This window comes from Peptacetobacter hiranonis (assembly GCF_008151785.1).
GTDB lineage: Bacteria > Bacillota > Clostridia > Peptostreptococcales > Peptostreptococcaceae > Peptacetobacter > Peptacetobacter hiranonis.
The window spans coordinates 1,106,300-1,119,321 of record NZ_CP036523.1; the positions used below are offsets into that span (position 1 = coordinate 1,106,300).

A 13,022-nucleotide genomic window follows, 5' to 3' on the forward strand; every position below is an offset into this window, starting at 1 on the left:
ACTATTCATTAAATGTATATTTTCGGAATAGTTGGATAAAGAAGAAAAAAGACCTCTCTCAAGGCCTTATTCTAATCCTTCTTTTACAATTACATTATTAGATCCACAATGCTGACAAGAAAGTTCATTTTTTTCAACAGCATCAGAAATACATCCCTTATACACATACATAGGCGTATTACATTTTGGACAAATAAATTTACATTCATATTTACCATCAGCTGTTTCAACATGTGTGTAGAATCCTGGCTCATATCTATTGCAGCTTGGACATTTAAATAATGTATGTCCAAATCTTTTCCCTTCAAAAAGAACCCATTTTTCATTAAAGGCCTGCTCAATTAGCTCAGCATCTCCAGATTCTATTATATTCTTTAAGTCATTAAATCCTTCAACATATTTCCAGTAGAAAGTTTCTGCTACAAATTTAAACTTCGAATTCTTATTTGTTCTTTCTTTATCCTGTATTTCTATCTGTTCCGCCAAATCATCTAATTTCTTATTTAAGTACTTAGTCTTAAATGCTAAGTCGTATTTTGTTTCTAGGAAACAGTTGTAATTGTCGATATTTATTTCTGAATTAGTTTCTATATCATTTAAAAGTGATTTAAGCTGCTCGTGAGCTTTTTCTCCGTACTCATTTTTAAAAATATTGTCAAAGTCGCTAAAACTTTCTTTATTAGTTCCAAAAAAACATGAAAAAGTCTTTCCACAGTCTTTGCAAATCATATCTTCAGTAAATCCCATAAATTCCTCCTTATTGTAATTGTTTAAAAATTAATTATTATTTAAAGTTAAATTATAACATAAAATAACTTAGTATTAAATTTTAAATGTTAAATTTTTCTTTCTTAATACTTTCAATTTCTATATAATTATAACCATAGGAGGTTTTACTTATGAAAATACACAACAAATCAAGCCGTCCTGACAACATAGTAATCAGGGACAACAAAAAAGTAGAAAAATGCCTCGAAATACAATCGCAGCTCCCAGACTTCATGAAGGATTACTTCATCTACCTAAAAGGATCTGTTTCTGTATCAAGCAGGCTTGCATATCTTGAAGATATCCTATTTTTCTGCCACTACCTTGTTGAAACGGCTGAACATACATCTGCAAAAATTACTCACGATATCACTTTAGAAGAATTTTCTGAGCTTAAAGCCAGAGATATCAACCTATTCTTAGGTGAATATTGTAGTAGATATTATAAAGAAATTGGCAATACAACTATGGTATTTGAGAATAATAATCGTGCGCTTGCCAGAAAAAAATCATCTCTCTCTACTCTGTTTAAATTCCTTTATAGAAACGAGCAGCTTAAAGAGAATATAACTGATGGTTTCAACCCAATAAAGCTCCCTAAACCGCAACCAGATGCTATAAAAAGGCTTGAAATAGATGAAGTTGCAGTTATGCTAGATGCTGTTGAAACTGGTGAAGGACTTACAGAAAAGGAAAAAGTTTATTGGAAAAAAACTAAACTTAGGGATAAAGCAATTTTAGCACTATTTGTTACATATGGACTTAGATTAAATGAGCTTAGAGAGCTAAATATTTCTTCGTTTAACTTCTCTCGTGGTGAGTTCACTATTTTTAGAAAAAGGGGCAAGGAAGTTTTAATGCCTATAAATAAAACTTGTGAGCACGTTGTATTAGATTACATCAATCACGAAAGACCTCATAGCGAGGACATTCCTGAAGAACACAGAGATGCATTGTTCTTATCTCTTCAGAAAAAAAGAATGACAGAAAGGGCGATTACTTCCCTAGTTAAGAAGTACACTTCAATCTCTATGTGCACGACTAGAGATAAAGGGTACAGCCCTCATAAACTAAGAGCAACTGCAGCGACTTCTCTAATACAAAATGGATTTACAATATACGATGTTCAAAACTTACTTGATCACGACAATGTAACTACAACGCAGCTTTATGCAGCTCACAAAAAACACGTCAAACGAGATATAGTAAAGAACTTTGAATGGCTAGAAGGCGATAAAAACGAAAACATAATAGATGAAGATTTTGAAAGCTTAATCGATGAAGAAAATGAAATAGATGATGACACTGAAAAATAAAAAACGAACACTTGCTCGACGAATAAATGTTTGTATCCTACCGTTAAATATGATATTATATAATTATAAATAATAAAAATTTTGACTTTATTAAGGCAAATAATTAGCTATGTTCCATTCAATAAAAATAAGTTAAGATATTGAGTTAAATAAAGCAATTAAATAAAGAAATGAGGAATTAATATGTATTCAAATTTAACAGACAAACAAATAGCAATACTAGAGTTCATAAAATCCGAAATTTCTAAGAAAGGTTATCCACCTGCTGTTAGAGAGATTTGTGATGCAGTAAGTTTAAGATCTACATCAACTGTTCACTCTCATCTAAATAAATTAGAAAAATTAGGTTATATAAGAAAAGACCCTACTAAGCCAAGAGCTATCGAAGTTTTAGATAAAGCTAGAGATGAAGACGATGTTATGGGATTACACCAGGAAATGATAAACTTACCTCTTATAGGTCAGATAACTGCTGGTGAGCCTATATTTGCTGAACAGAATATAGAGGAATATATACCTCTACCAGCATCTCTTGTCAGCGGAAAGGATAACTTTGTTCTTAGAGTAAAGGGCGAGAGCATGATAAATGCCGGTATATTAGACGGCGACTATGTAGTTGTTGATAAGAAAAACACAGCTGCAAATGGTACAATGGTAGCTGCATTAGTAGAAAATGAAAAAGCTACAGTTAAAACATTCTACAAAGAAGATGGCAAGATTAGATTACAGCCAGAAAATGAATTTATGGAACCTTTCATATTTGAAGATTCACAGGTTCAGATAATAGGTGTCGTGACTGGCGTATTCAGAGTCTTAAAATAAATTTCAAAGATTACAATTTTAAAACGCAAATAAAAAAAGTACTCCGATTGATTTTGGAGTACTTTTTTACTTTCTAAATTTTAACTTCTAAACATTCTTTATGATAAAAATATAAGTTTTCCTTTTTATTTTAAAAATTTAATAGTTTTTCTCTTTTTCAAATTGTCTTTTTTAAATCTCAAATTTGGCCTTATTATGACTATCTTTCTTCACAACGTTTACAAAGTCTTGGCTTTCCACTATCTGAGATAGTTCCTGATAAGACACTTTTGCTTTTTCTAAGTCCTGAGCAATCTCTGTACTTATGGTAGACTTTACCGTTCTTAGTCCAATACACAGTTTTTAGATTATCAGAACCATCAGATGAATTAGATTCTGAATATCCAGACTCATATGAAGGGTCTGATGAATATTCAGCTGTAGAATTGCTGCCAGAATTGTAATCTCCCTTTTTACAATTTGTTTTTATACCATTTCCGCTAGATGTAAATAGTAAATCTCCACTCTCATCAGTTCTATAAACATCTATTCCTCTATCTTTTAACTTCCGCATAGTTTCTCTGTGAGGATGTCCATATTTGTTATTTCTTCCACATAAAATAACTGCATACTCTGGTTTTGTCTTATCTAAAAATGCATCTGTCGTACTACTATGTGAACCATGATGTCCAACTTTTAATAAGTCTACATCTGGCATCTTGTTTAAAATCTCATATTCAACTTCTTCCTCAGCATCACCCGTAAATAGCATTTTGTCTTTTCCATGAGTTAGTAGAACTACAAGAGATTCATTATTTGTAGTGCTACCTCCATTAGTGTTGAAAACTTCAAAATAAGAATTTTTTAGCTTAAATTTTTTCCCTTCAAGTGGCACTGTAGGGTTTAGCCCTTTATCTGAAAGCGCCATGATAAAATCTCTATATGTCCGAGTATCTGCATCACCATTAGAAACAAATGCATTCTCTACCTTGCATTTCTTAACTACCTCATCTAGTCCTCCAGCATGGTCTGCATGTGCATGAGTAGAAACAAGATATTTAATATCCTTTACTCCCCGTCCATTTAAATAATTTACTACCGCTCTTTCGTCATCGTTGTCCCCTGCATCGATAAGCATCGCAACTCCACCATCATCTATTAGAATTGCATCGCTATTTCCTGTATCGATAAAGTGAATTTGTACATCACCATCAGACAATGTGTCGTTATTCGACCGAGACTTATCGCTCTGATCTTCTGTCGTATCAGATGCCGAATTTGATGCATCACTATCTGAAGACGAAATACTTGTTGATGTACTCGAATTATTAGATGAATTTTCATCTGTTGTATTCGATGAACATCCAGTGAATGTCATTGAAATCGATAATATCCCAGCAAGTATAATACCGATAAATTTAGATCTCAAATTCATATTGCCCTCCTTATGTACTTTTGTTTTTTCTGTGTTTTTCTTAGATACTTGGATAATTTAATTAAGCTACCCAAAAATCAATTATCCAGTTAATTTTATATTATTGACAGATACTCTTTATATTATACCAATAAATTACCTTTTTGTGAAATTTTATAATAATTAATTGATAATTAAATAAAATATAAATTTTGTTTATAGATTTTATTCCTAAATCACACAAATATTTCTTTAATATTTTAGTGTGTCTGCAAAGGCTATAAATTAAAAAGAGCTGCTACAAAAGTAAATATTTCATAACAGCTCCTAATATGTTTTAATCTCATATATTATACATTTTTAATATTTTATATAGTTTTATATATGTTTTTAGTTTATTATTTTTTAGTGCCTAATAGCTCTTTTAGATTGTTTATTACTGATGTTTTAACTCCTCCACCAGCCTGATAAACTTTTTCTGTGTTTTTGCTAGATAGTACATTTTTCTGAGAAGTACTTAATGACTCTCTACCTATTACAACAGGCATATCGTTTTTAGCTGCAAAGCTTCCTACAGTAAGAGCGTCTATTATCACGTCATCTTTAGAAACAACTACACCGTTTAATTTGCTTCCTGTGTAGAATTTCTTGATTATCGCTGCATTAGTGTCTTTTCTATTCCGTCCAGCAACTCTATTTTTGCTTACATCTGCAGAAACTACTTTATCTACCTGATTTATTACAGAGTTAGATATTTTCTTGTCCCCTCCTATGAAGTAAGCGTCTTTTATGCTTTCTGATCTTATGAAGTCATAAGTTTTGTTGTCTATAGAGTTTACGTTTGTAAGTAGTATAGGAGCTTTTTCTCTACCCGCAACTGAAGCTATTGATAGTGCATCTACTTCCCCAGTTCCACTACTTATGTATACTTTGCTTACGTCCGCTATTTTGTCTATCTGTTTAGCTATTTCAAGAGATGTTTCATATCTTGTGCTTCCACCTATACGAGTAACTGTCGCTTTTGTGTTGCTCTTTATGCTAGATACTACGCTTTCTGGCATAGATGCTGTTCCACCGATTACGTATACATTTGTTGGGTTTAGACGTTTTAATTCACTTATTGTGCTAGCAGGAAGTGTTTTTCCGTTTGATAGTAGCAATGGTGCGTCTTTTATTGTTGCGAAAGGTGTAGCTGATAGTCCATCGACCATGTTTTTTTCGTTTCCGTTTACGATCACTACGTTTTTCGCTCCAGAACTCCATCCTGTTTTACTTATTTTTGTTGATGTTTCGTATCTGTCTTTTCCTGACATGCTGAATAGCTGCACGTTGTAGTCCTCAGGTTTTTCTTCTTCTGGTTTTGAAGATCCTCCTCCAGAACCTCCTGAAGATGAACCTCCACCAGTTGAGCCTCCTGTATTAATATCTTTATTCAAAGTTACTGCTTTTCTACTATCTTCATTTAAGTTATTACTAGCTTCACTTGGATTAGTTCCAGTACTTGTTTGAACTTCTATATGATCTATTCTATATTCTGAATCTTTACTTCCGCTACTTAAATTTATTGTCCCTAAATTAAGATTTCCATCTTTATCAGAAAGATTTCCATTATTATTAGCTACTACAGCTATTTTTATTGTAATTTTGTCATCAGAGCCATTAACTACATTAACACTTTGTTTTGCTGTTACATTTTCATTTCCTAATTTATAACAATTGCTATTGAAAGCTATATCTCCACTTAATTTAACTACATCTATCGATACATAAAACGCATTTACTACACCAACTGAATCTATACTTAAGCTGAATGAATCGTTACTTCCTAAAAATGTTGCTTTTATAGTGTTTCCTTGATTATTTTCATTATTTTTTATACTATTATTACTCGCCATAACAGCAATTCCACTCGTCGAAAGTAATGTTGCTGCAATAGCAGTACTTATTATCTTATTTTGTTTCATAATACCTCCCACTCAGATTTATTATTTTTATTTTAACCTATTTATCTTCTTTTAAATTATAGTCTTTAGTATTTATAGATTTTACGACTTTAGGTGATTTTGTTCTAGAAACTGTTCCTATATTTGAGAAAGTTATATTATCTAAATCATTATAACTTCCAGGAAGCTTTTTATATAGTGTATCACTTACTAATCTCTGTCCTTGTGGACTTCCTGTTTTATCAAGATAATTATATCTATAAAGTTCAGCTTTAACGCTACTACTTAATTTATCGAAGTTTTCAGGTTCAGTATAGTAAATCCATGTACCAGAATCAACTTCTCCAAGAGGAGCATTTTCCGGAACATTGGCCATAAGTAAGAATGTACCTTCTATTGTTTTATTATCATCATCTATTAATAGCGGAACATTGAATGCAGGGTTACCTTTATATTCACCTGTAACAATTATAGAACCTTTAGGTATTTTTTCTCCTGATTCAAATTGTACATCTTCTTCTAACTTACCTATTCCATTTGTAAGCGTATTATCAGTTTCATTTACAGCACCTATTTCTATATTATCTCCTGTAGTTCCTAAAAGAGAAACTTCTGCTATATCCACATTTGTAGCATCTTTTGCAACTAATTTCACATATCTTGCTTCATATGTGCATAAATTACCATCTTCTTTAAATATTACAGTAGCTGTATTTTTATCATCCTGTCCGCCAAGTACAGTTTTCTGCCCAAATTCAAATGTAGCTTCAGGTTCAGATACTACTTTCCAAGTTTCACCATCATCACTTATAGATATTTCATATTTTGATATTGAACTGTAAGATGTTTCACCTTTTACAGCATTTATCAATCTTTTTAGCGATAATTTTGAAACAGCATCAGATGATTTTGTATATTTTAATCCTGTGATAGCTTTACTTCCCTGTAAATCCATTATTACATATGGATCAGCATTTACATCTATTCCCTCCTGTTTATGAGGATTTTTTTCGTATTCTTCAGATGTAATTTTTTCACCTTTGAAAGAAGTATTTACGTCTTTATCTTTTATTGCATCTATACCTTTATCTTCAACAGTATTTTCATTTTTTGTATTACTTGAAGTTGTTCCAGACTTAAGATTTGATTTAAGCACAAAATTAGAACTGTCTATTTTTCCATCATGGCTCATTTTTATACTTCCTATTGTAAATTCAGCTGTAGCATTAAGATTATAATCATAAGCCACTACTTTATAAGTCATCGCCCTATTATTTATAGGAGATATATCGTCTGTAAATGTAGCTTTTCCATCTTCTGCATTCACAAATCCAACAGGTCTATATAATATTTCTGTTTTATATTTTTTATCTGAAGTTGTTGGATTAGTAGATTCGTCTTTTACTTCTGTTAGAGTATTTCCGTCACTTCTAATTATTTCATATCCAAGTATTTTATCTTTATCTCCTTTAAATTCATCTGGAAGGTCTATATTTATTTTTATAGAATTATTATTTACAATTGAACCACTTTCTATCTTTGCACCTGTTTCTACATCTTCAAATGAAGCATTTACCTTTAAGTCTTTAGACATATTTAAATCTGATGAATCATTAGCAAGTCTTTTTCTGTATGCTTCATCGTTTAAATACTGTATTTTTTTAGTTTCTTTTTCTAATCCTGTAAGAGCCGCTTTTGTCTTACTATCAGCAACTAATCCCCAACTTTCAAAGAAATCAGTTAAATCTTTTCCAGCTGATTCAGATGCTTTTCTTATTAATAACTGGTCTTTGTCTAAAGCTTTTTCTGCGTCTGTAAGACTTCTATACAATCTATTCATTTTTGCATAGTATGAATCATTAGTTAAATTACCATCATTATTTCTCTTTAACATTTCAGATGTATATCCTGGTTCATATGCAAGCTGTAACTGCCAGAACATTCCAAGTAATGTTGTTGCATCCTGAGAAACCCCTACACTACTACTTGTTACCTTTTTGTATATTTTAGGATAAATTCCATTTTCTTCAAGTCTAGATTTATCTTTTCCATCAAAAGTCTGGGTAATTAGGGCTAATATATTATTACTTGTTTCACTATATGTTCTATTTCCTATATCAGCTTTATGTCCTATTTCATGGCTTATTCCCCATCCAAATAATCTAGCTTCATCTGGATTAGTAACATAACCATTTTCATCAAACTTGAATGGAACACCTTTCATTAAATCTTTTGAACTTCCTACATCTATACCAACATGGTGTCCACTGGCATACATGAAAGCACCTATAAACATTCTCTGATATTTAACATTGACTCTCCGCTTTGATGCTTTATTATTCTGATAGTCTTTTGAATTAGCATCATCGGCATTTATCTGACCATCATTATTAAAATCGGCAACTTTTTCAAATACACCTTTTTTAGCGTTAGTTATCTGTATAATCTGTTCCCATGCTAAAACTGTGTTATATAGATTTTCAACCTGCTTATCTAAATTGTTCTCTGCTCCTTCCGTTATACCTTCATAGACATCCTGTGCTGGAAGTGTAAGAGTGAATCGATCTCCTTCTATATTAGTAGAGTTTAAAACAGAAGTATCTTTATCATAAGTATATATATTTTTTGTATTATCTGATTTAGTAGCAGATTCAGGATATTTACTCTGCATAGTTTGTACATGTGCTTTAAGCGATTCTATATATGCTTTTAATTTTTCTTTTATTTCTAATGCTTCTTTTGAATTTGGATTATTAACTAGATAATCTACATCCTCTAAATGATTATTTAAATCTAAGTGAGGTATTTCCGTAGCACCACTTACTCTCACCTTTATCTCTGCATTTGAACTATCTACATTATCTGTAACTCTAACGTATAAGTTACCACCTTTTTCATAGTTAAGATCAAAGTTATCTAATTTTTCTATACTTATTGTATTTCTTCCTGGTTTTAATTCTATTTCTTTGCTTAGATATGAACCTGATTCACCATAATGCTGCTCATAAGCTAGTACAACTTTTTTATTCTCATTTCTACCCATATAAACATCTATCTTTTGACCAGCTTTTACACTATATCCTAATGCCTGCCAAGTATTATTGTATCCTGTATTAGCTCCACTTCCGTTTATAAGTGGATCAACAGATATAACTTTTTCAGAAAGTTTATTATCTTTTAATATTGTTTCAGCTAGTTTAACCTCATTTAAAAGAGTATCTTTTCTAGGGTTGTATTCTCCTTCTTCATTAGGAGTTTTTAAAGTTTTTCTTATCTGGTCTATTTCTTCCTGAGTTACTTCTACTTTGCCATTTTCTTTATTTTTTCTAAGTTCGACTTTTAAATCATCCTCAAATAAGTTTTCAACTGAAGTTTCAATATCATCATATTGATAGAATTTCATTTCTGAAATACTTAATCTTCTAGGACTTGTAGATAAATTTACCTGTATTCTTCTTGCATTAACTGCTTCTGGTAAATCGATAAGTGTATAATATCCGTTATTGTTTATATTCTGAACATTTGCATCATATTCTATCCATTTATCATTTTTATAGTCCCAAACATTTACAACAGCTTTATTAGGAGTTGAAGCAAATGCATCTAACCTAGATATTATTGCAATTCTGTTTATTTTATATTCTTCTTTGAATGTTACTATTGGACCTCTTTTATTGTTTTTATATGATGCTCCAGAGTCCCAGTCTGTTAAAGACCATGCTGTAGTATAATCATTATCAACAACACAATCCTTATCAGTTATAGATATATCTCCATTAGTAAGCTTATCATCTGAAAGAGTTGGGAATTCTACCGATTCTATATTATTTGTAAGCTCATTATATCCATTAGGTGTATTTATAAGGTTGTAGTTTGGAGATACTGGAATAGATATATCTATAGTAGTTCCAATATGGCTCTTTGTTGCACCACTTGTACCTAAATGATTTGTCGCAGTAAGTTTTATTTCATAACTTGCATTATCTTCTAAATCAGAAAGTATAAACTGAGTAGTATTTGTTATAGGATTTTTATTTGCTTTAGTAAACCCTTCTAATCCCGGTATTACTTCATCTTTTGTAGAATTACCTTCTTCTGAATCTATCTTTTTATAGTAAACATCGAAACTCTGTGCTGAACTATGAGCCTTCCAATTTATATCAAGTGATTTATATCCGCTTATAATATTTATTCCCTCTGGTGGTTCTGGTTTGGAATTAGGAACAACCATTATATTTACAATACCATTATCATCAGTTACATCTTTAGGACTATATGTTGCATCTTTACCGTTAGTTCCCATAGTTGCTGGATCTATATTATCTATAACTCCATTTTTTTCGTCGTCTTTCACAGCATTATATCCACTTTCCCATTCACCATTTACAGACTGTATACTTACTCTATATCTTCTATAAGCTTTTACAGCGCTATATTTAAAGAAGTTTTCAGAAGTTCTAAATACTTTTGCATTTCCTTGAACTTCACCAGAAGCATTTATTTCTTCTATTTTTATTTCATATCCTGTTATGTTATTCTCTTTATTCCAATATAGAGTCATATGTTCGCTACCAGTAGCAGTACTAGTTTCTACCTTATTTACTTTTGGTATATTCATATCTGGCTTTTGTTCTTCTTTATAAACATCATTTATAAATTCAACTTTTGCTATATTAGCAAGCTTTCTATCACCTTCAGTAGTATTAGTTATCTTTATAGTTATCTTTGCAACAGCTACCTTATTATTAAGATTTATTACTATGTTCTTATTTTCTTTTTTATTGTTATCTGTCGTTGTATCATTGTTTTCTGTTCTTAGTAAATTGAAAGATTTTCCCTCTGGTTTAGAAGTATTTTCACCAAATTTATATATTTCTTCATTTCCGTTACTATCTGTTACAACAACTGTTCCTTCAGTTGGAGCAACCTCTCCACCTTTTATAACAATTGTCTGCATTTCTACATACTGTGGAGTATCTGTAGGCTTATTCTTTGATCCAGTAAGATTTAAACTTACTTCTAACGGTTTAGTAGAATCTGTTCCTTTTTCTTTTGATATTTTTAAACCATTATTTGACCCAGTTAGTAAATCATTTACAGAACCTGTTACTATTGAATTTTCACTTTTTTCAAGTTCTATTTTTTCAACATCTATTGTCTGTACCATGTTTTCTGTTTTTAATGTTTCTGATGCCTTTTTGTTTAAATTTTTATGGACATAAGTAAGGTCTGTTATATCAACTTTTCCATCTCTATTTAAATCATATTCCTCTTCTGATGTACCAATATGATTAAAGATAGTTTCATAGTCTCTATCATCTACTACATTATCTTTGTTTATATTCCCAAATAACATATTTGCACTATCACTATTATATAAATTATTTACAACTACTTTTTTAGAGAATTCATTTAATTCGATATCACTTGCAATACCTCTAAATCCATTACCATTTATATTAATGTTGTAATTTTTGCCTTTAGCTGCTGTAAGATTATTAAATCTAACTTTGTAAACGTATACTTTCCCGCCATCTTTTACTTCTTCAACACCTTTATATCCAAGTGCTTCAACTGAATAAGAATGACCATTGTTATCTTCAAAATTACCTGATTCACCTAATTTTGCAGATAAAAGAGTCTTCTCACCACTCTCACTTAAATCAACTTTTATCTTAGCATCATCACTATACATTATTGGCATATCAAGTTTTATTTCTACTTCTATATATCCTGTTCTTGTTTTTTCTTGATTAATTGACTGATCATTCTGATTAGCATCTGGAATATCCATTTCCTCTGCTAAAACCCGTAGCGGCAGATTACTCGTTATAATTGCTGCTGCCAATGCTCCTGAAATTACTTTCTTCATTAATTACCTCCTAAACCTCAAAAAATTTTTATTAACATACCAATTCGAATTCCTCTAAACTATTCGAACCTTTCTATTAATTTCCACATAATTTATATTTTATTTTACACATTTAAATATCTACCCCATTTTATAACATTCAATCAAAAAAATCCATCAAAAACTTATAAAAAATTCACTATACATTCAAAAGTTTCATAACTTCTTAATATTTTTAACTACACACTTAAATTATTTTGAAATATTTAAAAATTAAAACGATAACTTTTTAAAAAATCAAAAAACGTTTCCCAAAAAAATTAATAAAAAAAGTGTACAACTTCATATTTAAAAGTTGTACACTTTACTAAAATTAATATATTATTTACAATATTTTATAATTCTAAAATAATTTTACAAAATTTCTTCAAAATCGTAAAGCACTACAGAATCACTCATCAATGTCTTTTTGATATCAATAACTCTCTGATTCTCAGATCCTCTATATTTAAGATTTATATTTCTCTTATCAATCTCAAATCTTCCATCCACTAGCACATCTACATATTCTAAAATTTTTCTTCTTTTCTCATCTTCAAGAATCTGTTCAAGTAAATATCCAGACCAAAGCCAGATGCTTTTACCAGTTTCTTCTTTAACTCTCTTTAACAGATTTGGAAGGCAGTCATCCATAACCTGCTGCATTGGTTCTCCACCTAAAATATTAACTCCGACAACATTGTCATTCTTTACATAAGAAACAAAATTGTCCTCGTCTTCTTGAGTCCAAACATCTCCAGCTCCAAAATCCTGCAGTTCCTTGTTAAAGCAGCCTTTACAATCGTGAGTACATCCTGTCACGAATAATGTCGATCTAACACCTGGTGCATTAGACACATCAAATTTTCTTATTTTTTCATATCTCATTC

Annotated in this window: 7 protein-coding genes; 2 read left to right on the forward strand and 5 right to left on the reverse strand. The window is 30.8% G+C overall.

Annotated elements, in window-relative coordinates; genetic code table 11:
- Positions 1-66: 66 nt before the first annotated feature.
- Entirely contained in the window at positions 67-747 is a 681-nt protein-coding gene (locus tag KGNDJEFE_RS05180; protein ID WP_006439456.1) for a hypothetical protein, read from the reverse strand.
- Between the two features lie 152 nt (positions 748-899).
- Here KGNDJEFE_RS05180 and KGNDJEFE_RS05185 point away from each other — a divergent pair, with 152 nt between their 5' ends.
- Positions 900-2,084 carry a tyrosine-type recombinase/integrase gene (locus KGNDJEFE_RS05185; RefSeq protein WP_148881807.1) on the forward strand — a complete coding sequence of 395 codons (1,185 nt, stop codon included), beginning with the start codon at positions 900-902 and terminating at the stop codon, positions 2,082-2,084.
- 183 nt (positions 2,085-2,267) lie between these two features.
- On the forward strand, positions 2,268-2,906 hold the full coding sequence (lexA, locus tag KGNDJEFE_RS05190; RefSeq protein ID WP_006439459.1) for a transcriptional repressor LexA: 639 nt from the start codon (positions 2,268-2,270) through the stop codon (positions 2,904-2,906).
- Between the two features lie 199 nt (positions 2,907-3,105).
- Here the strand turns inward: lexA and KGNDJEFE_RS05195 are convergent, their stop codons facing one another.
- The 4 genes from KGNDJEFE_RS05195 to nrdG all read right to left on the reverse strand — a co-directional run bounded on the left by KGNDJEFE_RS05195 (position 3,106) and on the right by nrdG (position 13,020).
- Positions 3,106-4,320 (reverse strand): ComEC/Rec2 family competence protein, encoded by a 1,215-nt coding sequence (locus KGNDJEFE_RS05195; protein ID WP_006439460.1) that lies wholly within the window; start codon positions 4,318-4,320, stop codon positions 3,106-3,108.
- A gap of 377 nt (positions 4,321-4,697) precedes the next feature.
- A complete protein-coding gene (locus KGNDJEFE_RS05200; protein WP_050754636.1) occupies positions 4,698-6,263 on the reverse strand; it encodes a cell wall-binding repeat-containing protein in 1,566 nt (521 codons plus the stop codon).
- Between the two features lie 37 nt (positions 6,264-6,300).
- Complete coding sequence (locus KGNDJEFE_RS05205) at positions 6,301-12,114, reverse strand: M60 family metallopeptidase (protein ID WP_006439462.1); 5,814 nt, start codon at positions 12,112-12,114, stop codon at positions 6,301-6,303.
- Positions 12,115-12,507: 393 nt separating this feature from the next.
- On the reverse strand, positions 12,508-13,020 hold the full coding sequence (gene nrdG, locus KGNDJEFE_RS05210) for an anaerobic ribonucleoside-triphosphate reductase activating protein (protein ID WP_006439463.1): 513 nt from the start codon (positions 13,018-13,020) through the stop codon (positions 12,508-12,510).
- Positions 13,021-13,022: the final 2 nt, after the last annotated feature.

Coding starts and splice junctions, on each gene's coding strand:
- KGNDJEFE_RS05180 (WP_006439456.1), bottom strand. CDS start 747: ATGGGATTTACTGAAGATATGATTTGCAAAGACTGTGGAAAGACTTTT.
- KGNDJEFE_RS05185 (WP_148881807.1), top strand. CDS start 900: ATGAAAATACACAACAAATCAAGCCGTCCTGACAACATAGTAATCAGG.
- lexA (WP_006439459.1), top strand. CDS start 2,268: ATGTATTCAAATTTAACAGACAAACAAATAGCAATACTAGAGTTCATA.
- KGNDJEFE_RS05195 (WP_006439460.1), bottom strand. CDS start 4,320: ATGAATTTGAGATCTAAATTTATCGGTATTATACTTGCTGGGATATTA.
- KGNDJEFE_RS05200 (WP_050754636.1), bottom strand. CDS start 6,263: ATGAAACAAAATAAGATAATAAGTACTGCTATTGCAGCAACATTACTT.
- KGNDJEFE_RS05205 (WP_006439462.1), bottom strand. CDS start 12,114: ATGAAGAAAGTAATTTCAGGAGCATTGGCAGCAGCAATTATAACGAGT.
- nrdG (WP_006439463.1), bottom strand. CDS start 13,020: ATGAGATATGAAAAAATAAGAAAATTTGATGTGTCTAATGCACCAGGT.